This is a genomic window from Enterococcus rivorum, assembly GCF_001742285.1.
Lineage (GTDB): Bacteria > Bacillota > Bacilli > Lactobacillales > Enterococcaceae > Enterococcus_L > Enterococcus_L rivorum.
Genome location: NZ_MIEK01000056.1, coordinates 42458 through 65198 on the forward strand (window position 1 = coordinate 42458; position 22741 = coordinate 65198).

Annotated in this window: 19 protein-coding genes; 1 reads left to right on the forward strand and 18 read right to left on the reverse strand. The window is 36.6% G+C overall.

All coding sequences use genetic code 11. The features are described from left to right. Nucleotides 1-13: 13 nt before the first annotated feature. Entirely contained in the window at nucleotides 14-598 is a 585-nt protein-coding gene (locus tag BCR26_RS14995; protein ID WP_069699781.1) for a thymidine kinase, read from the reverse strand. A gap of 223 nt (nucleotides 599-821) precedes the next feature. Between BCR26_RS14995 and BCR26_RS15000 the strand changes: the two genes are divergently transcribed. Next, the gene (locus BCR26_RS15000) at nucleotides 822-2222 is read left to right on the forward strand and encodes a TrkH family potassium uptake protein (RefSeq protein WP_069699782.1); all 1401 of its coding nucleotides are present in this window, start codon (nucleotides 822-824) and stop codon (nucleotides 2220-2222) included. 231 nt (nucleotides 2223-2453) lie between these two features. Here BCR26_RS15000 and nifJ read toward each other — a convergent pair whose 3' ends face one another. The 17 genes from nifJ to BCR26_RS15085 form a co-directional block, all read right to left on the reverse strand. After that, complete coding sequence (nifJ, locus tag BCR26_RS15005) at nucleotides 2454-5990, reverse strand: pyruvate:ferredoxin (flavodoxin) oxidoreductase (RefSeq protein WP_069699783.1); 3537 nt, start codon at nucleotides 5988-5990, stop codon at nucleotides 2454-2456. Between the two features lie 21 nt (nucleotides 5991-6011). Next, nucleotides 6012-7439 (reverse strand): NADPH-dependent glutamate synthase, encoded by a 1428-nt coding sequence (gltA, locus tag BCR26_RS15010; RefSeq protein WP_069699784.1) that lies wholly within the window; start codon nucleotides 7437-7439, stop codon nucleotides 6012-6014. Beyond that, nucleotides 7432-8271 carry a sulfide/dihydroorotate dehydrogenase-like FAD/NAD-binding protein gene (locus BCR26_RS15015; protein WP_069699785.1) on the reverse strand — a complete coding sequence of 280 codons (840 nt, stop codon included), beginning with the start codon at nucleotides 8269-8271 and terminating at the stop codon, nucleotides 7432-7434. Before BCR26_RS15015 ends, gltA begins: the two co-directional genes overlap by 8 nt. 62 nt (nucleotides 8272-8333) lie before the next feature. Continuing rightward, the gene (locus tag BCR26_RS15020) at nucleotides 8334-8777 is read right to left on the reverse strand and encodes a flavodoxin (RefSeq protein ID WP_069699786.1); all 444 of its coding nucleotides are present in this window, start codon (nucleotides 8775-8777) and stop codon (nucleotides 8334-8336) included. A gap of 414 nt (nucleotides 8778-9191) precedes the next feature. Next, a complete protein-coding gene (gene yqeB / locus BCR26_RS15025) occupies nucleotides 9192-10013 on the reverse strand; it encodes a selenium-dependent molybdenum cofactor biosynthesis protein YqeB (protein ID WP_069699787.1) in 822 nt (273 codons plus the stop codon). Beyond that, the gene (yqeC, locus tag BCR26_RS15030; protein ID WP_069699788.1) at nucleotides 9998-10732 is read right to left on the reverse strand and encodes a selenium cofactor biosynthesis protein YqeC; all 735 of its coding nucleotides are present in this window, start codon (nucleotides 10730-10732) and stop codon (nucleotides 9998-10000) included. Before yqeC ends, yqeB begins: the two co-directional genes overlap by 16 nt. Then, nucleotides 10720-10977: a putative Se/S carrier protein gene (locus BCR26_RS15035; RefSeq protein ID WP_069699789.1), complete on the reverse strand. Its 258-nt coding sequence runs from the start codon at nucleotides 10975-10977 to the stop codon at nucleotides 10720-10722. The genes yqeC and BCR26_RS15035 overlap by 13 nt, the downstream gene beginning before the upstream one ends. Before the next feature lie 18 nt (nucleotides 10978-10995). Next, nucleotides 10996-11586 carry a sulfurtransferase-like selenium metabolism protein YedF gene (gene yedF, locus BCR26_RS15040; RefSeq protein ID WP_069699790.1) on the reverse strand — a complete coding sequence of 197 codons (591 nt, stop codon included), beginning with the start codon at nucleotides 11584-11586 and terminating at the stop codon, nucleotides 10996-10998. A gap of 16 nt (nucleotides 11587-11602) precedes the next feature. Then, the gene (gene selD / locus BCR26_RS15045; protein WP_069699791.1) at nucleotides 11603-12625 is read right to left on the reverse strand and encodes a selenide, water dikinase SelD; all 1023 of its coding nucleotides are present in this window, start codon (nucleotides 12623-12625) and stop codon (nucleotides 11603-11605) included. Between the two features lie 21 nt (nucleotides 12626-12646). After that, nucleotides 12647-13801: a selenocysteine lyase SclA gene (sclA, locus tag BCR26_RS15050; protein ID WP_069699792.1), complete on the reverse strand. Its 1155-nt coding sequence runs from the start codon at nucleotides 13799-13801 to the stop codon at nucleotides 12647-12649. Between the two features lie 27 nt (nucleotides 13802-13828). Further along, nucleotides 13829-14404, reverse strand: coding sequence for an NTP transferase domain-containing protein (locus BCR26_RS15055; RefSeq protein ID WP_069699793.1), 576 nt, complete (start codon nucleotides 14402-14404; stop codon nucleotides 13829-13831). Nucleotides 14405-14556: 152 nt separating this feature from the next. After that, nucleotides 14557-17133: a selenium-dependent xanthine dehydrogenase gene (gene xdh, locus BCR26_RS15060; protein WP_069699794.1), complete on the reverse strand. Its 2577-nt coding sequence runs from the start codon at nucleotides 17131-17133 to the stop codon at nucleotides 14557-14559. An 871-nt stretch (nucleotides 17134-18004) separates the two neighbouring features. Continuing rightward, nucleotides 18005-19114: an ABC transporter substrate-binding protein gene (locus BCR26_RS15065; protein ID WP_069699795.1), complete on the reverse strand. Its 1110-nt coding sequence runs from the start codon at nucleotides 19112-19114 to the stop codon at nucleotides 18005-18007. Next, nucleotides 19111-19863, reverse strand: a complete 753-nt coding sequence (locus BCR26_RS15070) for a DUF364 domain-containing protein (RefSeq protein ID WP_069699796.1) — start codon at nucleotides 19861-19863, stop codon at nucleotides 19111-19113. Before BCR26_RS15070 ends, BCR26_RS15065 begins: the two co-directional genes overlap by 4 nt. Next, complete coding sequence (locus BCR26_RS15075) at nucleotides 19847-20644, reverse strand: ABC transporter ATP-binding protein (RefSeq protein ID WP_069699797.1); 798 nt, start codon at nucleotides 20642-20644, stop codon at nucleotides 19847-19849. The genes BCR26_RS15070 and BCR26_RS15075 overlap by 17 nt, the downstream gene beginning before the upstream one ends. 10 nt (nucleotides 20645-20654) lie before the next feature. Continuing rightward, on the reverse strand, nucleotides 20655-21689 hold the full coding sequence (locus tag BCR26_RS15080; protein ID WP_069699798.1) for a FecCD family ABC transporter permease: 1035 nt from the start codon (nucleotides 21687-21689) through the stop codon (nucleotides 20655-20657). A gap of 30 nt (nucleotides 21690-21719) precedes the next feature. Further along, on the reverse strand, nucleotides 21720-22733 hold the full coding sequence (locus BCR26_RS15085) for an XdhC family protein (protein ID WP_069699799.1): 1014 nt from the start codon (nucleotides 22731-22733) through the stop codon (nucleotides 21720-21722). Nucleotides 22734-22741 lie beyond the last annotated feature (8 nt).

Consider the following 22741-nt stretch of genomic DNA (forward strand, 5'->3'; position numbering starts at 1 on the left):
CCCAGCAAATTATCTAGTGTTCTTCCTCACTAATCGGAGGATTAAAATAATGTTTGCGGCAGACAGGGTAATAGGCTTCGTTTCCACCTATCTGAACTTGGTCGCCCTCATAAACTGGTTTTCCATCTACATAGTGTAGATTCATCGTCGCTTTCTTATGACAAAACCAACAAATTGTCTTTAATTCTTCAATTTTATCTGCATACAGGAGTAAGTATTTTGACCCTTCAAACAATTCATTTCGAAAATCATTCTTTAGTCCAAATGCCATCACGGGAATATTTAAATCATCAACTATTCGAGCAAATTCAATGACATGGTGTTTACTTAAAAATTGGGATTCATCTACCAAAATGCAATACGGGTGGTAATCCAGTTCTTTCATTAAATCATATACGTTGGTACTTTCAAAAATTGGAATTGCTTCACGGCGAAGGCCGATACGGCTAGAGACATTTCCTACACCATCTCTTGTATCCAATCCACTTGTCATAATGACAACTGGTTTATTTTGTTCTTCATAGTTATGAGCTACTTTTAGTATCTCAATTGTTTTTCCGCTATTCATAGCGCCATATTTGAAAAATAACTGTGCCATTTGTCAGTCTTCACCTTTCAATTTTGTTCCTCTCGTATTTTACTATATTTTCGAGAAAAAATCAGTATTTTTGACGAAAAGGCGGCAATTTTTCATAAGAAAGTAACATATGAGTGGAAATCGTCTTAAGAAATAGACTTAAAAAGCGATTATAGCTAAAACTTTATTTCGAAACATTTTCTTTTTCTGCTATACTTACATTAATGATATTCTGGAGGTATTTATGAACCCAACACGCTTTCTATGGACAACCCAAAGAAAAGGAAGACAGTTTGTTTCACGGCATTTTACATCTATTCAAATCATTGTCTCATACTATATTATCATGACAATTGTTTCTTACATACTTTTTACTTTACCTTTTTTTAGAGAACCCAACTCTCAAGTTGGTTTTATTGATTTACTTTTCATGGCAGTTAGCACTGTAAGTGTAACTGGTCTCACAACATTTGATATCAATTCAGTTTTCAATGATCGGGGGGTTATTCTTTTAGAATTTCTCTTTCAGGTTGGCGGACTCGGTATTATGATGATTTCCACAGCGTTCTTTATTTTTTCAAAAAAGAAAATTACATTGAAGCAACGACAATTGATTATGACTGATATGAATCAACCACGTCTTAGTGGAATCGTTCGTTTGATTCGGATAACATTTACCATTATTTTATGGTTTCAACTGATTTTTGGTACTTTTTTCTCTATTTACTTCTATTTAAGTGGCTATTATAGCCGTTGGAGTGAAGCTATCTTCTTTGGCTTCTATCAATCTATTTCTGCCGTAACAAATTCTGGATTTGATGTTACTGGGGATTCTATCATGCCTTTTGCCCATGACTATTTGTTTTTAATTGTGATTATGTTTTTAATTTTTATTGGTGGTATTGGCTTTCCAGTATTAATGGAGTTCAGAGAATGGTTATTTTTTAAGAAAAAGAAACGTGGTTTACCGTTTCGCTTCTCACTTTTCAGTAAATTAGCATTGCTGGCATTTGTCATTCTGTTTGTTGGCGGAACCATCCTTATTTACCTATTAGAAAAAGATCATCTCTTTACGGGTGTGGATGAATTTAATCGCTGGATTACCTCAATGTTTTATTCAATGACAACCAGAAACGCAGGACTACAAATCAACAATCTTGCGGATTTCCAAGTAACTACCTTGATTGTTTTTTCTCTATTAATGTTTATCGGCTGTAGCCCTAGTTCTGTTGGCGGTGGTGTACGAACCACAACGATTGCTATTCTCGGATTATACCTTTACGCATTTTTAAAAGGAGAAGACAATATCAATATCTTTGGTAGAAGAATTGACGATGATGACGTAAAAAAATCAATTGTTGTGTTCATGTTATCTCTCCTAATGTGCTTTTTTGCCGTTCTGTTTCTAACTGCTACAGAAGAACATCCCTTAATCGCAATTATTGTTGAAGTTGCCTCTGCTTTTGGAACGACTGGTCTTTCATTGGGAATTACAGCTAGTTTGACCACTGTTGGAAAATTAATGATTGCTTTGCTAATGTTTATTGGGCGCATTGGAATGCTTTATACCTTAATGTTGTTTGTTCCTAAAGAAACCCGCGACATTGGCTATGAGTATCCTTCTGAAAAGATTATTATCGGTTAAAATTTTTAAATAATAAAAAAGAGTTCGTGATAAAACGAAAGACCAGTTTTATCACGGACTCTATCTCTTTATAAACGGTAACCAAAAGTCAGATTTTTCGGCAATTTTACAAAAACGAGTAATACCAAAAGCGTATTGTACGTTATCCCTTCAATTGCTCAAACCTAAACGACTTTTGGCTCAACCTCTTTCAACTATTAAAAATAAGTGATTAGACGGTTGCTTAAATCCTTATTTTTTTGGAGTAATTAATTTTCCATAGCTTTCAGAACGATCCTGTGCATCTACTTTAGTTTTCGTTAACATATCATCAACGACTTCTTTGTCCTCTTTAATGTTATGCAATGCAGAAAAACGAGTTTGTTTCTCCAAGAAATCTCGCATTTTGGTGAAATCAGCTTTTTTGTAGTCAATCACCATTGGATCTTTTCCTTTTTCAAGTAACATAGGATTGTAACGATACAATTGCCAATAACCAGACTCAACAGCTTCTTTAGTTAATGTCAAGGTTTCTGTCATTCCGCCTTTAATACCATGAGCGATACACGGTGTATAGGCAATAATTATCGATGGCCCAGGGTATCTTTCTGCTTCATCAATGGCTTTGATGGTTTGCATTGAGTTAGCTCCTAAAGCAATTTGAGCAACGTAAACATTCCCGTAGGTCATTGCCATCATTCCTAAGTCTTTCTTAGAAGTTCGCTTACCACCAGCAGAGAATTTTGCAATGGCTGCTGAAGGCGTTGCTTTAGAGGTTTGTCCACCTGTATTTGCATAAACTTCATTGTCCATAACAAAGATATTCACATCTGCTCCACTTGCTAAAACATGGTCGATTCCGCTGAATCCAATGTCATACGCCCAACCATCTCCGCCAACAATCCATTGACTTGTTTTAACAAATAAATCTTTTTGTTTATAAATCGTTGCTAAAAGTGGGTCTGTTTGTGCTTCCTCACTTAATGCTGCCGCAAGCTTCGTTGCTCTTTGCTGCGTACCATCGCCTTCTAAATGATGGTCTAGCCAGTCTTGCAATAAGGCTTGTAGATCTTCAGAGCCTAACTTTTTATCTAACGCTTCTTTTATTTGGTCTGCTAAATATTGACGCTTCGTCTGGTTCGCAATATACATCCCGTAACCATATTCTGCATTATCTTCAAACAGTGAATTACTCCAAGCAGGTCCTTGTCCGCATTCATTTGTTGTATACGGTGATACTGGTGAAGATCCGCCCCAAATAGAAGAACAGCCTGTTGCATTAGCAATCATCATACGGTCACCATATAACTGAGTTAGTAATTTAACGTAAGGCGTTTCACCACACCCTTCACAGGCACCAGAAAATTCTAGCAACGGTTGATTAAATTGTGATCCTTTAACAGATAATTTTTTCACAGGGTTCGCTTTTTGTTTTAATGTCATTGCAAATGCCCAATTCATTGCCTGTTCTTTTTGTTCTTCATATGGTTTCATAAGAATCGCTTTTTCCTTAACAGGACAGGCTTCCACACAAAGTCCGCAACCGGTACAGTCTTCTAATGATACTTGAATGCGATACATTAGACCATCGGCCCCACGCATTTCTCTCATAGTAAAGCCTTCGGGTGCTTCCTTCAATTCTTCTTCATCAGCTAAAAATGGTCGAATTGCTGCATGAGGACAGATAAAGGCACATTCATTACACATTGTACATTTATCCATTTGCCATTCTGGTACTTCTAATGCAATCCCTCTTTTTTCATAGGCAGCTGTTCCTAATGGCATTTCACCTGTCTTCATTCCATTTTCAATTAAATCAGAAACTGAAAGAGAGTCTCCTTCTTGACGATTAATTGGTTCAACAATATTTGTGATATAGCTTGGAACGTTTTCATTCTTTTTTGTTGGCTCTATTACTAGCTCTGCCCATTCAGCTGGCACATCAACTTTTTGAAGAGAATCAAAGGTACGATCAATTGCTTCAAAGTTTTTCTCTACAATTTCTTTTGACTTTTTACCATACGTATTTTGGACTTCTCCTTTTAGTAATGGCATATATTCATCACGCGTCATGATATCTGTCACTTCGAAGAAAGCTGTTGACATCACGGTATTGATTCTGCGACCCAAGCCAACTTCACGAGCTAATTCTACCGCATTGATAATATAAAATTGAATATTATGTTCAGCAATATATTTTTTTAATTTAGCTGGCAACAAACGTTTTGTTTTCTCTTCATCCCAGATTGTATTTAATAGGAAGATACCACCATCTTTCAAGCCTTTTAATAAATCATAGTTATGAATATAAGATGCGTTGTGACAGGCGATGAAATCTGCTTGTTCTACTAAATACGTTGAATTAATCGGTTCTTCTCCAAAACGCAAATGAGACAGAGTTAACCCACCAGATTTTTTAGAGTCGTAACTGAAATATGCTTGTGCGTACAAGTCAGTATTGTCACCTATAATCTTAATTGCTTGTTTATTGGCTCCGACTGTTCCATCTGAACCAAATCCCCAGAATTTTGCTTGGAAAGTAGTGCTTGGTGTTAAATCTAATACTTCTCCTTGTGGTAAGGAAAGATACGTAACATCATCTACAATTCCAATAGTAAAACGCTGTTTCATTTCTTCAAAAGGCAATAGTAAATGATCGTACACGGCTTTAATTTGACTTGGTGTAACATCTTTAGAACCTAATCCATAACGTCCACCAATCACAACTGGTCTACTTTCAAATTGATACAATGCACTTTGAACGTCTAAAAGCAATGGTTCTCCGTCTGATCCAGCTTCTTTTGTACGATCTAAGACAGCTACTTTCTCTACTGTTTTAGGTAGTTTTGCTAAAAAGTTTTCTGTTGGGAATGGACGATATAAGTGAATATTAATACAACCAACTTTTCGTCCTTGTTGGTTTAGATAATCTACCGTTTGTCGAATAACTGGCGAAGCAGAACCCATTGAAACAATTACTTCTGTTGCGTCTTCTGCACCGTAATAATCCGTTAAATCGTAGTTAGTGCCGCGTAAGGCATTAATTTTTTTCATATATTTTTGAACGATATCTGGCATAACTTCATAATTCGCATTAACTGTTTCTCTTTGTTGGAAATGAATGTCTGGATTTTGCGCAGTACCTGAAATAGTTGGATGGTTAGGGTTCATGCCCCCAGCTCTAAAACGATCCACAGCTTCTTGATTTAACATCCCTTTTAAATCTTCATAATCAAGAACCTCAATTTTTTGTAATTCATGACTCGTTCTAAAACCATCAAAGAAGTTTACAAATGGCAGACTCCCTTCAATACTGGCTAAATGAGCAACCGCTGATAGATCCATTACTTCTTGAACACTAGATTCAGCTAACATACAGAAACCAGTTTGACGAGCTGCCATCACGTCCCCATGATCGCCAAAAATACTCAAAGCACTTGTAGTAATCGCTCTGGCTGCTACGTGAAATACGGTAGGCAATAATTCTCCTGCAATTTTGTACATATTAGGAATCATTAATAATAGTCCTTGAGAAGCTGTATAGGTGGTTGTCAAAGCGCCTGTTTTTAAAGAGCCATGAACGACACCTGCTGCTCCAGCTTCAGACTGCATTTCGATGACTTGGACACGTTGTCCATAGATATTTTTTAACCCATCTTCAGCCCATTCATCCACTAGTTCAGCCATATTGGAACTAGGAGTAATCGGATAGATTGCTGCAACTTCTGTAAACGCATAGGAAATATAAGCCGCAGCCGTATTTCCGTCCATAGTTTTTGTTTTTTTCATCATTTCATCCCTTATCTTTCATTAGACATTTGTTGTTACTGGCGTTTGTTTTTCGTTTTTTACATATTTGTCTATTTCAACTGCAGCGACTTTTCCAGCACCCATAGCTAGAATAACGGTTGCAGCCCCCGTTACGATATCTCCGCCGGCAAATACTCCTGGAATTGATGTAATCCCAGTTTTTGGATCCGCCTCAATGTAACCCCATTTGTTTAATTTTAATTCAGGGAATGTTGATAACAACACTTTATTGGATCCTTGACCAATTGCTTCAATGACTGTGTCAGCTTCGATAATAAATTCACTATTTTCAATAGGAACGGGTCTTCTGCGACCAGAATCATCTGGTTCTCCTAATTCCATTTGAATACATTTTACTCCACTAAGATTTCCAGTACCGTCATCCAAATACTCGACTGGGTTAGTTAACCAGTAATATTGAATGTCTTCCTCAACAGAATGATGGTACTCTTCAATTCTTGCTGGAAGTTCTTCTAATGACCTTCTGTAAACAATGCTTACATTCTCTGCTCCAAGACGTTTAGCCGAACGAGCCGCATCCATTGCTACGTTTCCGCCGCCGATTACGACCACATTTTTTGATTGTTTAATGGGTGTATCATACTTAGGAAATTCATAACTATGCATTAAATTGATTCTCGTTAAATATTCACTAGATGAATAAACTCCATTAAGTGACGTTCCAGTAATTCCCATAAAATTAGGAGTTCCGGCACCAACTGCAATATAACAAGCATCAAACTCCTCTATAATCTCATCCATAGTAATCGTTTTTCCAATGATTGCGTTCGTTTCGATTTTTACCCCTAAAGCTTCAATACTCTCGATTTCTTTTTTTACAATTCTTTTTGGCAATCTAAATTCCGGAATTCCATACGTTAATACACCACCAGGTTCATGAAGGGCTTCAAAAACAGTGACTTCATAGTTTAGTTTTGCTAAATCCCCAGCTACCGTTAAACCAGAAGGGCCTGAACCAATTACAGCAATTTTCCCAATTTTTGGTGTGTCTGATTGGATCGCTTTAGAAAAATCTTTATTTTCTAATGCCCAATCTGCAACCAATCTTTCTAGCTTTCCAATTGCAACTGGTTCAAAGTTTTTTGCCATCCCTAGCTTACAAACTTCTTCGCATTGCTTTTCTTGTGGACAAACCCTACCACAAATTGCTGGGAGGTTACTGTATTTTCCTAGAATTTCCGCAGCTTCTTCCATATTGCCATCTTTAATCGCTAAAATAAAACCTGGGATGTCAATCATTACAGGACAGTTAGCGATACATGGAGCATTTTTACATTGTAGGCAACGGACAGCTTCTTCCATACCTTCTTCTACGGTATAGCCTAAACAGACTTCTTCAAAGTTCGATTTACGAATATTTGGAGCTTGTTCAGCAATAGGTGTTTTCGTTCTACTTTTTCTAGCCATGATCCTTCACCTGCACTTTTTGATAGTCTGTTAAACTGACTCCCTCTTCTTCCTCATACTGTTTCATTCTTCCCAAAAATTCTTTCCAATTTACTTCAGTCCCTTTAAATTCAGGACCATCCACACAAACAAATTTAATCTCGCCATCAATGGTCACACGACAACAACCACACATACCAGTACCGTCAATCATAATTGGATTTAAAGAAACGAAAATTGGTATATCATGTTTTGCTGCTGTCATGGTACAAAACTTCATCATGATCCCAGGACCAATCGCCCAACAGTGATCAATACTATTTTTTGCAATGATATTTTCCATTGCATCTGTAACGAGACCTTTCATGCCTAAAGATCCGTCATCTGTCGTTATAATCAACTCATCAGAGTACTCTTGACACTCATCTTTTAAAATAAGCAAATCAGCAGTTTTTGCACCCAAGATGGTAATTACCTTGTTTCCAGCTTCTTTTAATGCTCTAAGTACAGGATAGATTACCGCTATACCAACGCCGCCGCCAACAATCATCACAGTTCCGTAATTCTCTATTTCAGTAGGCATGCCCAAAGGTCCTGAGACATCCTTGATTGAATCACCGGCCTTCAGTAAAGCTAGTTCTGATGTTGATTTTCCAATTACTTGAAAAATAAAACGAATCAATCCCTTGTCTTGATCTGTTTCAACAACAGTGAATGGAATCCGTTCTCCTTCCTCGTTAGTACGAAGAATGATAAACTGTCCAGGTTTAGTTTTTGCTGCTATTTTGGGTGCTTCAATCCAGAAATCATACTGGTTTTCAGAGAGCTTCGCGGTTTTTACTATTTTATACATATTTACTAGTTACCCCTTTTCAGATAAGTTGCGTCTAATCAACTGATCTCCTATCTACTCTTTTATAGTTTAGCAGCTAATTGTTGAACAAATTTTTTCAGTGCTTCAATATCTTCTTCTTCAGCATTATTTTCAATTTCAACGGTTTCTGCAACTTTTTCAGCACCAGTTTTTTCTAATGCTTCAACAAAATCATGAGCAGATTTACAGTACAAGTCTCCATATTCTTTATCCCCTGAACCTACAACGCCAAAAATTTTACCTGATAAATCTTTATCTTCTAATTCATCAAAGAAATCTTCGAACTCAAATGGCAGTTCTCCATCTCCATATGTGTAGGTTGCAATTACACATGCATCTGCATCATCAAAAAAATCTACTTCCACTTCCGAACATTCTTCTCTCTCTACATCAAATCCTGCTTCTTGAATGGTGCTTTCTAAAATTTCAGAAATCTCCTCCGTATTTCCAGTCATGCTTGCATAAACGATTTTTACTAGTGCCATTTGTACTCATCCTTTCCATTTGTCTTTTATTTAGTGTTTAATATTTTAAAGTACTACGACGATTGTGTAACCACTTTCATTCGTTAGTACTTAATAACCTATTGTTTGAACCATATTTCTAAGTAAATTATTTAGAAAATTGAAAATCTTTTAATTGAATATACCATTAAGTTACTATTTTCACAAGAGGAGAAAAGTAACTTATAACTTATTGTTTTAAACGCAAATTATCGGGATGCAAACGTTATCTATACTATACCATACAGCGGAAATAAAACAATATTTTTTAGTTAAAAAAAATAATTTTTAGTGTCCGATTTTATTCTTACTTTAATTCAAGTAAAGTGAAAACAACCTATTTATTTCTATAAATATATTATAGAAATAAGAGATTTTTATTAATATTTTAACTATTTAAAATAAATTCTTTTGTCTTCCTAAATAGAGAGCTCCCTCTAGTACTGCCCCACCCAAAGCCCTAGCTTTATCGGATATTGTATAGCAATCAACTTTATCTGCCGAACGCGGATCGACATCCGCACATTTCAATCCTTTGGTAATTTCAATGCCGTTTGTAATTAGCCCTCTTAGAACACCATCTATTGGAGAACGGACTTCCACTTGATTCACATAAAATAGAACATCATTTTCTTGCACAATATCGCCAATTTCTCGAATATGCTTGACCTTTCCTGTAGCTGGAGAATGAACTACTCGTTCTGCACTTTTCCCACCAATTTCTCCAGGAATTCCTGTGTTAGGAATAGCCATGCCATCAAAATAGAGTCTCCCTAGCTGATGACCTCTCATTGTTTCGATTACAACATCTACTTCTTGGGGTGCAGAAAAGCCGGGACCTAAAGCAATAACGATTGGCGCCATTGCCTTTTTTGTTCCTAAATTTCTTTTAGCTAAAATTGCATCTACAACAATCGTTGGTTGCAGTTTGTCTATTGAGTTTCCCTCGGGATCAATAATTATCGGCACTTGATTATTATGCCAAATGTCAGAACATTGAGAAATGTCAGAAATACAAACGGCTTCTACATCTTCCACTTTAAAACTCCCATGGATAATCGCTGAACATAAAGCCACGGTTCTCCGAATAGCTAATGGAATAGCCGTTTCTAAAATAACGACTTTAAATCCAGCACGATATAATTTTTGGATAACTCCAGTAGCTAAATCCCCCCCACCTCTGACAGCAACAATCGTCTCTGCTAGTTTTTGTTCCATATAATCACACCTTTTCCATTTTTAACGCTGCAAGCGATAACTTTTGTTACGCTTTTTAAGCAATCGCTTGGTAGTAAAGCAACAATTTTTTTCGCCTGATTTAATTGTTCTGTGGATTCTACTTGATTTAAGCATAAAATCTTTTCCCCTCGACTCTTTTCCCATAAACCAAAGGCGCTAGAAATAATCAAAGCCATACTTTTTTCAGTAATAGTATCCCCTTCTGCCATTCCAGTTGTTTTCAAAAAGATAGGCAGTCGATGAACCGTTTCTTCATTAGCCTTTTTTCCAAGAGCGATAATTGGTAAGATTCCTATTGTAACGGTCGTTTCAGGTAAAATAACCGGTTCGAAATCTGCCCAGCCTTTTAAGGGTAATTGTTTAGAACCATCAGCTTCTAAAAAGATTTTATCAAAGGTTAAAAGGTTCTTTTTTAACGCTTTCAGAGGAATCATGCCTAATTTTTTTCCATCTGCTACCAGAGTTCCAGCAAGAGTAATACCCTGACCGACCTTTTCCAAAGCTGAAAAATGACTGCTGTAAAAAAAATCATGCCTTCTTTTCACTGGATAACCGATTTTAGTGGTCGTACTGACTAGGACTTTTTCTTGGCGATAGCAATTTGCTAGATACCACATTAAGCTAGTTTTGCCACCACTACCAATAATAGAAATAATTTGCTGTCCTTGAAAATCAAAGCATCTACTTAATTCTTCCATGGCTTATAAATCCTTTCACCATTGATTTGTTCTATGGTAAATACTTTTTTTATGGGAATGTTTTGCTGTTCTAATAGGCTTTTCCCTTCTAAAAAATGTTCAGGCTCTACTCTCAAACAAATACCACAAAAATCGCCTAGCTTTGAAGGTAATGACATCACATAGACTGGGAGATGGCCCTTTTTCAAGATTTTTTCGCTATGAATAGCATAGTGGGTATTTTGAAAAGTAAAAAGATATTCCATTCTAGTCACACTCTCTTTTTAAAAAGTCATTACTTTATTTGCTTGCGCAATGATTTCTGAAATGCCATACATGTTCGTAATTTCTCCAATGGCTAAATCTTGTTGGATACCATAAAAATCTAAACAAGTTCCACAAGTACTAATCATTGTTCCTTTTTCTGATAATGTTTTTAAATCTTTTATTACATCAGAACCTTGACTGGTTAAATAAGCACCACTGTTAAAAAATAGCAAATGTTCTGGTGGCGTATCTAGCTCTGTCAAAGAATAAATGTAACTTTTCAAAAGCATTTCTCCCAGATCTGGTGCCCCTTCTCCCATCGTTTTTTTGCCAAATGCAACAACAAATCCGCTATCTGATTTTGTTTCAGGGCTAAGTTCATCTGCTGCTGCAACAGTCAGTGTCACAAGAATTTCATTATTTTCCTGAATTTTATAGATCGTTTGAATCCCCATTCCAGTAGCCATTTTTTCAATGTTCTGCCGAGCAATATCGTTATCAACTAATACTTCAATAGTTCCAGCTTGCCCAGCTAATTTTCGAATCGCCTTTTTTGTTTCAATAACAGGGATGGGACAAGGTTTGCCTAATGCGTTTATTTTTTCCATCAGATTTCCTTCTTTCCTATAAGACAATGATGACTTGATCTGCTTCTTTTTCTATGACTTCGCCAATAATGGCTGCCGCCGGATCTGCTTCTTTTATTTTTTCCAAAAGAGCCGACGCATCTTTTCCTGCCACACTAATTAGTAACCCCCCTGACGTTTGGGGATCAAAAAGAATCTCTTGAAAAGCGGGACTTATATTTTTTAAATCAACTTGTGTTTCCATGGCGTTTCGATTCCGCTGTCCTGCAGCAGTGGCTAAAAATTCTTCTGCGTATTGATAAGCATGTGGTAATAATGGTAACTGAGCGGTATCAATGACAAATGTTTTATCTACCCCAGCCATTTCTGCTGCGTGGACAAGCAAACCAAATCCCGTAACATCCGTACACGCATGAACATCATAATCTTTCATTTTTTCGGCAGCATATTTATTTAATCGTTCCATCGAGTCTAATGCTGCCTTTTCTGCTTCTGGTGCTCCTACCCCACCTCTTAGCGCAGATAAGATTAAGCCAACGCCTAATGCTTTTGTAAGAATTAAAACATCACCTACTTGAGCGGTATCATTGCGAATCACTTGTTCTGGATGAACTTGTCCGGTTACAGACAAGCCATATTTGGGTTCATGATCATAGATAGAATGTCCTCCAACAAGTGAAACACCTGCTTCTTGCATCTTCTCAGCACCACCAAGCAGAATTTCTGAGAGAACTTCCTTATCCATTCTTTCAGGAAAACAAACAATATTCAAAGCAAATAAAATTTCTCCACCCATCGCGTAAACATCACTCATAGCATTTGCAGCAGCAATTTTGCCAAATCTTTTGGGATCTTCAACCATCGGTGAAAAAAAGTCCATTGTAGCAATTAATGCTTGACTCTCTGAAATTTTATAAACAGCTGCATCGTCAGAAGAATCAAATCCTACCAGTAGGTTTTGATCTGTTACTTTAGGTAGTTTCGTTAAAAATCCAGCTAGTTCATTTGGACCAATTTTAGCTCCACAGCCTCCTGATGTACATTCAGATAAAAAATTCATTCTTTCCTCTCCTCTAAACCATTATGATTTTCGGTAAATCTTATTTAATACAGAAATTGCATAGTCCACTTCACTCGGCGTTGTATGCCAACCAAAGCTAAAACGAACCGCCCCAGTCTCAATGGTTCCAGCAGTTTGATGAGCTAAAGGAGAACAATGTAAGCCGCAACGAGTAATAATGCCATAGTCTTCATACAATTGCTGGGCTAACTCCCCAGGATCTTTTTTAAAATCAACAATGGAAACGACTGGAACTGACAACGCCGCATTTTTTGTTCCTAAAATGTTTAAAGGCAACCCTGTGATTCCTGTTAAAAATTGTTCTGTCAGCTTTTTTTCATGCGTGTAAATAGTTTCTAAACCAACTTCTTGAAGATAGCTGACTGAGCTTCCTAAACTTAGAATCCCTAGTGTATTTGGCGTTCCTGGTTCAAATTTATCAGGTAGGAAATCAGGTTGTTGAAAGGACTGAGACGTACTTCCTGTCCCTCCTGTCAGCCAAGGAGAAATGGTTGTTGAGATTCCTTTTCCTAATGCAAAACCACCAATACCAGCGATTCCCATTAATCCTTTATGCCCAGTAAAAGCTAAAATATCAATGTTCATTTCTTTCATATCAATTGGCAAAAAACCAGCTGTTTGCGCAGTATCTAAAACAGTAATAATGCCATGCTTTTTCGCAATCTCAAAACACTCTTTAATCGGCAAAATAGTTCCTAAAACGTTGGATGCATGATTCATCACTAAAAGCTTTGTTTCTGGTTGAAAGGCTGTTTCTATTTGTTTAGCGGTCAATTGTCCTTCTAAAGAGCAATTCACATAGGTAACAGAAATCGCCCTCTTTTTTTCTAATAAGTGCAATGGACGCGCAACGGCATTATGCTCTATGGAAGTGGTGACTACATGGTCGCCTTTTTGTAAAAGCCCATTAAGCAACATATTTAATGAAGTCGTTATATTTTGTGTAAAAAGGACATGGGCTGGATCAGGTGCGTTAAAAAAAGAAGATAAAATTAGGCGTGTTTCAAAAGCAATACTGGCATCATCATTTTCTTGAAGTCCACGATTGCTTGCTTTGCTGTTATTATTTTGTAAATAGTTACAAAGTTGATCGATTACTACTTTTGGTCGCTTATTTGAGGTCGCTGCATAATTTAAGTAGACAGGTTCATTCATATTCTTCTCCTAGGTGTCGTTGTAAAATTAATTGAATGTTTTTAAAAAGGTAAAATCTTCCTGAGTATCAATGTCCAATAACCTTTCTGGCTCATCGATCTTCACTTTTTTCCAGACTTCTGGATGATTTTTCCGAACTTCTCGCCCTCCTGACGCTCCAGATACCGCCAATAACTCTGAACGAAAATCTTTTCCAAAAAAAACAGGGCTACTTGGATGACCATTTTCATGAACTGGAAAGACAATATTTTCATTAGTGGAAACTTTTAATAACTGCTCAATAATTTCTTTATTCAATAATGGTTGGTCAATCGGCAAGTATAAGTAGCCTTGACCTGAAGCTACTTTGGTTCCCAAACGAACACTAGCACTTTGACCAAGCTCAGGCTCACTATTGAGAACAACAGTTATGTTCTCAGGTAGCACAATATCCTTTACATTTTCAGGTGAAATAACAAGGATTCGCTCAAAAAAATCAACTTTATTGACTAAAGTTAAGGTATGTTCTAAAAAGGTCTTATTCTTATATTTTAAAAATAGTTTGTTTTCTCCCATTCGTTTAGAATAACCAGAAGCCATAATAATAACACTTACATCAATCATTATCGTCTCCTTTCCTCTAACTATTTATTTACTTTTTCTAAAAAACACTATGTATAGCAAGAAACACATTCACTAGCTACGTACTAAGTATGAATGTATTTCTTGCTTTTGTAAATAATTCGATTACACTATCGCTTATTTATGTTTAACTTTTATTTTTTCTTTTTTTGATAGAAAGTATCTTCCATTGGTAAGGTTGGTCTCAATTTCCCATCGAGTGCATAATAGGCACCTGCCAATGCTGGTGCAGTTGGAATTGTTGCTAATTCACCAACCCCTTTAATTCCATAAGCAAGTCCATCATGAATTTCTTTTGCTTGTACCAAAATTGTTTCAATTGGCGGTACTTGTGTAGCATTCAATAAACCTAATGTCGCATATTTTGCTTTTACATAACTCTGATCCATTGCGAATTTTTCAGTTAAAGCGTAACCCATTCCCATAACAATTCCACCTTCGATTTGTCCTTCGGCAGATTTTGGATTAACGACTTGCCCCATATCATAGGCAGCCACAAATTTTTCAACTTTTCCTTTTTCATCTAGGATTGCTACTTCAGCAGCATAACCATAACCAGCATGACTGACTGGATTTGTTTTATCATTGATTAGTGGATCTGTTACAGCAGAGTATTCACCATAAAATTCCTGTCCTTCCAAGTCATTTAAGGCTCTTCCCATATCTAATTCATAACGCAACTGCACAGCAGCCCGTCTTATTGCTTCCCCTGTAAAGAGTGATTGTCTTGAAGCAGTTGTCGTTCCAGAGTTTGGTGTCCGGCGAGTATCTGGTGCTTCAGCAATAATCATTTCTGGTGGTAGATTTAACGTTTCGCAAGCAACTTGTATCGCTACAGTTGCCATTCCTTGTCCAATACAAGCCGCACTTGTGCGAACATGAATTTTTCCATTTTCAACAGAAACAATACAACGTCCAACGTCTGGCAATCCTACACCGATCCCACTATTCTTAAAGAAACAAGAAATCCCAGCAACTTCGGCATGATCATATGCATCTTTAACTGCCAACAAAGTCTCTTTTAATGCTGCGTTTTTAGACACTAATTGACCATTCGGAAGAGAATCTCCATGTTCAACTGCATTTTTATAACGAATCTCCCAAGGTGTAATACCAACTTTTTTCGCTAACATATTAATATTACTTTCAATTGCAAAAGCTGTCTGACATACACCAAAACCACGGAACGCACCAGCTGGAGGATTATTTGTATAGACCGCAAACCCTTCTACATCAATATCTTGATATTTGTAAGGTCCTGCCGCATGAGTACACGCTCGTTGAAGAACGGGTCCCCCCAATGAAGCATAAGCACCTGTATCTGAATAAATAACAGCTTTCATTGCAGTTAGGTTTCCTTCTTCGTCACAACCAGTTGTAAAGTCCATTTCCATCCCATGTCTCTTAGGATGAACCATCAAGCTTTCTTGACGAGTTAGTAACACTTTGACTGGTTTCTTCAAGCACCAAGCCGCTAAAGAGGCATGATGTTGAACACTCATATCTTCTTTTCCACCAAAACCGCCACCGACAAGTTTTGATTGCACATGAATTTGATCTTTTTCAACCCCAAGCATTCGTGCCACTTCTCTTTGTTCATCATAAATACTTTGGCCAGCACTATATAACAAAATCCCATCTTCACCTTCTGGCATAGCAATCGCACATTCTGGTTCCATGAAAGCGTGCTCATTTATAGGTACAGAATAGTGTTGGGTTACTACATATTTAGATGCTGCCAACTTTTCATCGGCATTTCCTCTAACTAGATGTTCGTGAGAAAGAATATTTCCTTTTTCATGAATCAAAGGAGCTCCTTCTGCTAAAGCCTCTTCAATGGTTGTTAAAGGAGTTAGTTCTTCATACTCTACTTTCACTAGTTCTTTAATTTCGTTTAAAGATTCTTTATTTTTTGAAACAACTAAAGCCACTGAGTCCCCAACGTAGCGAGTGATATCTCCTACACGAATCATGACATCCCAATCTGAAATAAATTCCAGGTGTCCAATTTTATTGTTTCCAGGAACATCATCTGCTGTTAATACCGCTTCACAATCAGGGTGTTTAAGGGCTTCTGACACATCAATTGACAAAACCTTAGCTCGAGGATATTCCGTCCGTAAAGCAGAAGCATGAAGCATTCCTTCAACTGTTACATCATCAACATAAATCCCTGTGCCTAGCGTTTTTTCTACTGCATCAACCCGTTTAAAATCTACTCCTAGTTTACCAGTCGATTCCTCTTCTGGTATGCTCAATTCCTCACGAAAGATTTTAGCAGCTAACAAAATAGCTTCAACAATTTTGGCATAACCAGTACAACGACAAATATTCCCTCTAATCGCCTTACGAGCGTCTTCCTCACTTGGATCTGGTTTCTTATTAATTAATCCTTGTGCAGAAATAACAATTCCTGGAATACAGTAACCACATTGCACCGCACCTGTTTGGGCAAACGCATAAGCATAAACATCTTTTTGATGCTGACTAAGCCCTTCTACTGTGACAACTTCTTTTCCTTCCAACTTTTCCAAAAAGAACAAACAAGCTTTGGAAACCCTTCCATTTATTAAGACAGAACAAGCGCCGCATGAGCCTTGATTACAACCATCTTTGGTTCCCGTCAAGCCCAAATCTTCGCGAAGAAAGTCCATCAATTTTTTGTTTGTTTCACAGGTTTCCGTCTTACCATTTACTACTAGTGAATACATTTTTACACCTCAGTTTCTATTATAATGATAGCTTTTAATCACTATGATTATAACACAAAATCTCTATCTAAAATATTTTTTTTAGTAAAAAATATTTTTCTGCGTGTTTTCTTTGACCTTTATTGACATTAGCTTGGTAACAATGGATAAAACTTAGCTTGATTGCCTTATGTCTTTACAAAAATATCATTTAGCTACGGTTCAAAATCAAAGAGTAGGTAGCTTGCACACAAGCGAATACGTTTATAAACCAAGCTCACTCCTTTACATAATAAAATCGTTGCATCACAACAATTCCCTAGATCCTTTTAAAGTTGCTTGTACTTGATGATGTAACTTCTCTGTTGGTCAGACAAAATCCTTAAAATAATGAACCTACTCAAAAAATATTGTATCCTTAAAATAAAGAATGCATTCACTAGTATTGCCTAATCAAATGCGACTAACCAACATTTCTTCCTCTAGTGTAAACTGTTTTCAAAAAAAGGGCGCTTCCAACGTAACAAAGAAACTACCATCAGTTGATTTCAATAACTGTGATCAGAAGCCAATTTGAATTACTTAGTCATGCCATTTATTTAACCTAAGTTTGAAGCTTGGAAATTCTGAGACCTGGCTTTTGGGCTTAGAACGGTTCCACGGTGTTTCACTGGAAATAACTGCTATTAGTGGAGCTTAGTCTCTTTTTTTCAATGGAAGAATCAGAAGAGTCTATTCTTTTTTACACAACACTGATGGTGTTTATTTTGTCTGTGATTCAGTATCGTGTCTTAATTTCTTCAAGTATTAAGGTCATCGATTCAATAATCGTCCTTAATGTGCTGATACTTTCTCACTATTTTTATAAAAAAGTAGTTTCTGTATGCATTTTTTATTTAGCATTTGCTAAAATTTCGGCTATTTGTTTCTCTGAAGGTTGTACATGATAGAATAAATCATAAAATTCTTTTACAGTTTCATCAATAGTTAACTCATATTGTTCAGGATAAACCAGATTTCCTAGCCATTGAATCCCAATTATTCGGTTGACAGATGGAGGAAAGCCCATAAAATTATACGGTGCTGTCGGTACTTTATACACATGTTTTTCTTTTACTGCTGTTAGTTCTTTCCAAGAGGCATCTGTTTGAATTATTTGATAAACCTTTTCAGAATCGGCCAGGATATAATCTGGTTGCCACTGAATTAATTGTTCCATAGAGACAACAGTTCCTCCCCCTTGTGAAGTAATATCTACTCCCGTTACAGCATTCTTCACTCCAATTGCATCGATTACTTGGGCATGAAACGAACCTTCTGCGTTTGTGTTTAACCCTACATTGCCTGACGCATAATAGATTGTTTTTTTCTTTGATTCTGATAACTTAGATTTATTTTCTTCAGCTTGATCAAGCACTTTTTTACAATAAGCACCTAATTTTTCAGTTTCTTTTGTATTTCCTAATAACTCTCCAAGCTTCTTGTAAGTTTCAGGTAAATTTTCTAAATTTGCTTCAATAAAAATTGTTGGGATATCAATTTGTGACTGTAGCTTATCCATATCCTCTTTTACAGTTTTCTTTGGCTCTCCGATATCAATAATTACATCTGGCGCAGCTACACTCAATGCTTCCATATTTAAACTTGCTTTTTTACCATAAAATTGACCAAATTCTGGAAGTTCTTGGTATTTTTTATCAATATATGCTTGTGCTTCTTTCGAAAAAGGAGTTGCCAACCCAACAAGTAAGTCTGGCGAACTGGTATATAAAACAATTTGTGCAAGTGGACCTGACGGAGCTATTTTGGTAATGTTCTTTGGTACCTCTACTTCTCTTCCAACAGAATCAATGAAAATACGCTTTTCTGCTGCTACCTTTTTATTTGTTTTGACGGATGATTCTGAAACCGAACTTTCTGATGGTGTTGTCTTTGTTCCACCACAGGCAGTTAGAATGAATAGAGAGGCAACGACAACAAGCAAATTTTTTATTATTTTCATTTCCTATTACTCCTCTTTTTTGTTAATATAATAGGCTCTCCGCATTTACTTAATGGTAAATGAATTGGGCTCGTCTTCTTCTGTTCTAAAATTTGTGTCAATGATTGCTGATAAACGGTTCCTGCTAAAACATCTACTCCATAATCAAAAAGAACTGGACTCAACGTACAGCTGGCACCTAAAAGAATTGTTTGTGCCTTTTCGGATAGTTCTAATAGTCTTGGCAATGTTTTATTGACTATTGTTGATCCCGTGATATAAACAATATCCATTTCAGGAAGCAAATATTCACTGGCACTGGCTGGAAAATCACCTTCTTTTGGATTCAATTCAAAAATAGTCAGCTTTTTTGCCACGTCTGGATAGCGATCAACATAAGGAAAATGACCAATCATTCCAACTTTCGTATCATCTTTAACCGTCTGTAACTCTTCCAAAATATCTCGATGGCCCTGAATCATAAAATCCCTAGTCATTTCTACCTTTTCTTTATAATTAAAATAGCTATTGATTGCTGCCAAACCTAAACTAGCTTTTTCAAAATCCCAAGATTTAATCAATCTGGCAACTTCTTGAAGATCAACGCCTAAATAATCTGATACAATCAAATTTTTTTGGCTATCAAACCTCATTGCCGCACCAACCATATCTTCACAAGCAATCATCGTCCATTTTGGCGTTTGTTGAATCTCTTTTATGATGATACCAGCAGGAATTTTTTCAATTAGTTCATCATACATTCTCCACATAAAGACTCTCCTCTCGCATCTTAGGCACACAGAACTGATGTCCTTGTTCTTGTAAATAATGTACAGCAATTGGCACACCATAAAGAGATTCCAATCGATCGCCAGTTAGTATTTCAGAAGGCTTTCCTTGGTGAGTTAATGTTCCTTGCTGTAGAATCATGACATGATCGCCATATTGCAAGGCATGATTTGGGTCATGTGTTGCTTGAATAATTAGTAAACCTTCTGTAGATAGTTTTTTTATCATTTCTAACACCATCACTTGATTGCCATAGTCCAAACTTGCGCAAGGCTCATCCATAATAATCATTTTACTTTGTTGAGCAACTGACCGAGCAATAATAACTAGTTGTTGCTCACCACCGCTAATTTCTGAATAATGTTTATTTTTTAAATGCCCAATGTTTAATCGATTCAATGCCTGATCTGCTAATTCTTTTTCTCTTTGTCCGGGCTGCTGGTAATTTTTCAAGCGAGAGGCAGTTCCCATTAAAACCATATCAAAAACGGTAAAATGAAAAATCCCTTTAGGACTTTGCGGAATATAAGAAACTAGTCCTGCTAGTTCATTTCTTGAATAGTCCTGTACTTTCACACCATCAATTAGTACCTGACCTGAATCGGGTTGAATAGAACGTAACAAACATTTGAATAAAGTACTTTTCCCCACACCATTTTTCCCTAGCAAACAAACAGATTGTCCATAATTTAATTCAAAAGAGACTTGTGTCAAAATCGTTTTATTTCGATATGAAAATGCTAAATCTTTTACCCTTAACATTCTATCCCTCCTAATCTGCCTGTTTTGCTTGATTTTCCTTTACAATTAAAAACAGAAAAATCGGTGCGCCTATGAACGAGGTCAGAATCCCTATTGGAATTTCACTTGTTGTCAACACTCTGGAAATATCATCCACGAGCAATAAAAATGTTCCCCCTAGAATTGCCGTTACAGGAATTCCAACCCGATGATCGTTACCAACCAACATTCTGGAAAAATGTGGGACAATCAATCCCACCCAACCGATTAATCCGCTAATAGAAACGGCAGTTGCAGTAATTAATGTCGCTGCTAAAATAAAAATGATCCTTAATCTTCCTACGTCAACACCTAAACTATTCGCTTCTTCTTCTCCCAATGAGAGAATATTTAAACGCCATCTAAAAAGAATAATTGGAAGCATTCCTACTAAAATTAATGGAGCTGCAAAATAAACATCTTGGATTTTAATCGACGACAAACTTCCCATCAGCCAATACGTAATCGCCGGTAATGTATTCGTTGGATCTCCAACCAATTTCAAAAAAGAAACTGCCGAAGAAAAAAGAGACCCCACCATCATACCAATCAAAATCAAGTTTAAGATAGATCCAATACGTAAGTACCGATTAATAAGTAAAACAAGCCCCACAGCAAGCAAGCCAAAAATAAAGGAGAAAAGAATGACCCGTTCATAATTAAAAGACAAAAACAGTCCTAAAGCAGCCCCAAAGGCAGCTCCCTGTGAAGCTCCTAAAATATCTTGAGACACCATTGGATTTTGGAAAAGAGCTTGGTAAGTAGATCCTGAAACAGAAATTCCCGCTCCAATCACTACCGCCATAATAATTCTAGGAAAACGAATCTTAAATAAAATTGTTTCTACTTGTGTATCTACACTTTGTTTTGTCAAAAAAATTTTATTAAAAATCGTTTGAAAAAAATCTGGAATCGGAATGGGAAACTTCCCTAAAAAAAAGGAGATAGTAAAAACTACTAAGAACATAGCGACTATTCCTAAAATAATCCCTCGTTGTTTATTATTCGTTTTTTGCGTTTTCTTCATCCGACTCACCTCAACTATGTTCTTATCACGCTACTTTTCACTTGCCCTTATTGAAATCAATTCACCGGCCACACTAATAGCTAGTTCAGCTGGTGTTTCAGCCTTAATCTTCATCCCAATTGGCATATGAGCTTTGTTAATTTCTTCTAAGCTAAACCCATTTTCTTGCAATTTTTTTATATGTGTTGCCACTTTGTGCTTACTTCCCATTACACCAATGTAACGCATTTTTGTTCTTAATAATTGTTCTTCTAACTGATAATCAAATTTATGTCCCCTTGTCATGATTACCCCATAGTCATCCTCTGTTAATTCAATTGATGCTGCAATATTACTTAAATCAACCTCTAAACGTTCATCAGCAGAAGGAAATAATTCTTTTGTCAAAAACTGACTACGATCATCTACAACTACACAATAGAAATCTACACTTTTTAAAACAGGAACCAACGCTTGCGAAACATGTCCTCCGCCAAAAACGTATACTTTTCCTGGAGAGACTAGCGATTCTATATAATACTTTTCCTCATCAACAGTAATAATTGAGGAACCTTTTGTTAACTGATTTTCTTTAACTTTCCCAGGAACCATCCCCAGAAAGCCCGTTTTTTCACTAAAAAAGCCTAACTTAGCAGTAACTGTTTCATCAATATTAGTAAGTAACCAACACTGTTGATGCAATTCAAAATGGTTTTTAACTTCTGAACAAATTTCAGCAATCACAGGATCTTGCCAGGAAATAAATTGGAAAAAGACCTCTACATTTCCACCACAGATCATCCCTAAATCGGCTATATCATTAGGTGCTAATATAAATTTTTCTAAAGCAACTGATTTGGCTTCTAGTACCTTTTGAGCTAGTTGTTCCGAACGAAATTCAACAGCTCCACCACCAATGGTTCCACACACTCTGCCTGCCTTTGTAATCAACATTTTTGCTCCTGTGCTTCTAGGTGTCGAACCAGAGCTATTAATAACTGTCACTAAAACACTATCTTTTTTTTCTGCGATTACTTTATTTAACGCTTGAAAAAGTTTTCTCATTTCCGTTC

Excerpts from the sequence above, each read along its gene's own strand:
- BCR26_RS15080 (WP_069699798.1), bottom strand. The coding sequence starts at position 21,689 with ATGAAGAAAACGCAAAAAACGAATAATAAACAACGAGGGATTATTTTA.
- nifJ (WP_069699783.1), bottom strand. The coding sequence starts at position 5,990 with ATGAAAAAAACAAAAACTATGGACGGAAATACGGCTGCGGCTTATATT.
- xdh (WP_069699794.1), bottom strand. The coding sequence starts at position 17,133 with ATGTATTCACTAGTAGTAAATGGTAAGACGGAAACCTGTGAAACAAAC.
- BCR26_RS15020 (WP_069699786.1), bottom strand. The coding sequence starts at position 8,777 with ATGGCACTAGTAAAAATCGTTTATGCAAGCATGACTGGAAATACGGAG.
- BCR26_RS15015 (WP_069699785.1), bottom strand. The coding sequence starts at position 8,271 with ATGTATAAAATAGTAAAAACCGCGAAGCTCTCTGAAAACCAGTATGAT.
- yedF (WP_069699790.1), bottom strand. The coding sequence starts at position 11,586 with ATGGAAAAAATAAACGCATTAGGCAAACCTTGTCCCATCCCTGTTATT.
- BCR26_RS15070 (WP_069699796.1), bottom strand. The coding sequence starts at position 19,863 with ATGTGGAGAATGTATGATGAACTAATTGAAAAAATTCCTGCTGGTATC.
- BCR26_RS15075 (WP_069699797.1), bottom strand. The coding sequence starts at position 20,644 with ATGTTAAGGGTAAAAGATTTAGCATTTTCATATCGAAATAAAACGATT.
- BCR26_RS15065 (WP_069699795.1), bottom strand. The coding sequence starts at position 19,114 with ATGAAAATAATAAAAAATTTGCTTGTTGTCGTTGCCTCTCTATTCATT.
- sclA (WP_069699792.1), bottom strand. The coding sequence starts at position 13,801 with ATGAATGAACCTGTCTACTTAAATTATGCAGCGACCTCAAATAAGCGA.
- BCR26_RS15055 (WP_069699793.1), bottom strand. The coding sequence starts at position 14,404 with ATGATTGATGTAAGTGTTATTATTATGGCTTCTGGTTATTCTAAACGA.
- BCR26_RS14995 (WP_069699781.1), bottom strand. The coding sequence starts at position 598 with ATGGCACAGTTATTTTTCAAATATGGCGCTATGAATAGCGGAAAAACA.
- BCR26_RS15000 (WP_069699782.1), top strand. The coding sequence starts at position 822 with ATGAACCCAACACGCTTTCTATGGACAACCCAAAGAAAAGGAAGACAG.
- selD (WP_069699791.1), bottom strand. The coding sequence starts at position 12,625 with ATGAATTTTTTATCTGAATGTACATCAGGAGGCTGTGGAGCTAAAATT.
- yqeB (WP_069699787.1), bottom strand. The coding sequence starts at position 10,013 with ATGGAACAAAAACTAGCAGAGACGATTGTTGCTGTCAGAGGTGGGGGG.
- gltA (WP_069699784.1), bottom strand. The coding sequence starts at position 7,439 with ATGGCTAGAAAAAGTAGAACGAAAACACCTATTGCTGAACAAGCTCCA.
- BCR26_RS15035 (WP_069699789.1), bottom strand. The coding sequence starts at position 10,977 with ATGGAATATCTTTTTACTTTTCAAAATACCCACTATGCTATTCATAGC.
- BCR26_RS15085 (WP_069699799.1), bottom strand. The coding sequence starts at position 22,733 with ATGAGAAAACTTTTTCAAGCGTTAAATAAAGTAATCGCAGAAAAAAAA.
- yqeC (WP_069699788.1), bottom strand. The coding sequence starts at position 10,732 with ATGGAAGAATTAAGTAGATGCTTTGATTTTCAAGGACAGCAAATTATT.